Origin of the sequence: Desulfovibrio sp. 1214_IL3152 (genome assembly GCF_036763055.1) — a bacterium.
Classification (GTDB): Bacteria; Desulfobacterota; Desulfovibrionia; order Desulfovibrionales; family Desulfovibrionaceae; genus Desulfovibrio.
In genome coordinates this window covers 1-1428 of sequence record NZ_JBAIYW010000461.1, presented here as the reverse complement: position 1 = coordinate 1428, position 1428 = coordinate 1, and the positions used below count along the sequence as shown (strand labels likewise).

The following is a 1428-nucleotide window of genomic DNA, read 5'->3' as shown; positions in this document are numbered from 1 at the left end:
GGCCTGCTGCTGGGCCTTGGCGTCAGCATGCTTGACGGCGGCACAAGCAATATCTGGGGCATGCGCGCCCGTGTGGGCGCTGGACGCAACGGCAAACAACCCCAGGAAATGTACGCGGTAAGCGTCAGTGCTGAAGGCGCCAACATGGGCCGCGACGATATTCTTCCCGCCCTGGAGGACAAACTGAGCAGCGAAATTGTCAAGGCCATAAAGCCCTGACAAGGCCCACGGCCTGTCAGGACAGCGCAACGGGCATTGCTTTTGCCGGACAGCGGCTCAAAGCCCTTCCGTTGGCAATGCCTGCCGACGGAAAAATGACCATCCCCCCGGATTCCTCATGCTGCACGCCAGCCAAACCAGCGCGTTTGAGCCGGGTAAGATTTTGTTGCCGTATTCCGAATATCCTGAAAGGTTGCCCGCAACCTGCAAAAAGCAGCGAAGCATCTCTGCCGCAAGCATATGAAATTTCGCACAAAACATACTGAACACCAAGGATTTGCGACGGGTCGCCCTTGCGGACCCACGGCCCTGCCGCACAGAAACTTTTTACGGATGTGTTTACCGGCCCGAAAAATGCAATGACCGGAAAAACAGCCACAGCGAAAGCCCCGCGCTTTCGCATCCCATACCGGCCGCGCCCCTGGCGGCAAGGATCGAGGTTTTCTTATGACGTTGAAAGGACTGCGTTTTATTGCGCTGCTGCTTTGCCTGAGCCTTGTGCCGCTTGCGGCCTGCGTGCGTCAGGCCGCTGACCCGGACAAGCTGGAAGTGCTGCGCTCGGGCAAGCTGCAGGAGCCACAGGACGATGATGCCATTGCGGACACTGTCTATGTAAGCGTGCGCGACAATACCAACCGCGTTTTCGGTCTGCGCGCGCAGACTGAATCCTGGCTGCAGCGCAGCGGGTTCACCATTGTGGGCAACCCCAGCGAAGCCGGGTACATCGTGCAGCTTACGGTGCTGTCGGCAGGAAACACGGAACCGGCCCACCTGCGGCAGATGGTTGATGCAGGCTACGACACGCCCTCTGCGCTCAAAGGCAGCGGCGCTGCCGCGGTCATGGCCGACGTGCTGCTGGTGCAGCGCCGCGTTCCCAGCGCCCAAAGGCCAAGCAAGGCCAAGCTCAAGAACATTTCCAGCCGCAACGCACTTTCCAACAGCCAGATGCGCATAGCCGTGCTGTTGCCGGGGCAGATCCGCATGGACGCCGGTGCTCCTACCCTGTTTACAGAAACACTGGCCCGTGAAATCGGAACCGCCATTCATGCCGCCAACAGAAATGCTGGCCAGGCCGCGGCCTCCGGAGCCGGACCGTCACAATGAGGAACGCTGCCGTCTCCACACCAGCCGTTGCCGGGTCTGCGGGCTTGCGCAAAACCTGCGGCTAACGCCTGTGGAGCGTATCAATGGCAACCGGCCGGATTTTCC

Annotated in this window: 2 protein-coding genes; both read left to right on the top strand. The window is 60.4% G+C overall.

The features are described 5' to 3' along the window. On the top strand, positions 1-219 hold a 219-nt coding region (locus tag V6C07_RS09690), incomplete at its 5' end, for a hypothetical protein (RefSeq protein ID WP_333536230.1). A gap of 447 nt (positions 220-666) precedes the next feature. Then, the gene (gene traT, locus V6C07_RS09685; protein ID WP_333536228.1) at positions 667-1323 is read left to right on the top strand and encodes a complement resistance protein TraT; all 657 of its coding nucleotides are present in this window, start codon (positions 667-669) and stop codon (positions 1321-1323) included. The last annotated feature ends 105 nt before the right edge of the window (positions 1324-1428 follow it).

Excerpts from the sequence above, each read along its gene's own strand:
- traT (WP_333536228.1), top strand. The coding sequence starts at position 667 with ATGACGTTGAAAGGACTGCGTTTTATTGCGCTGCTGCTTTGCCTGAGC.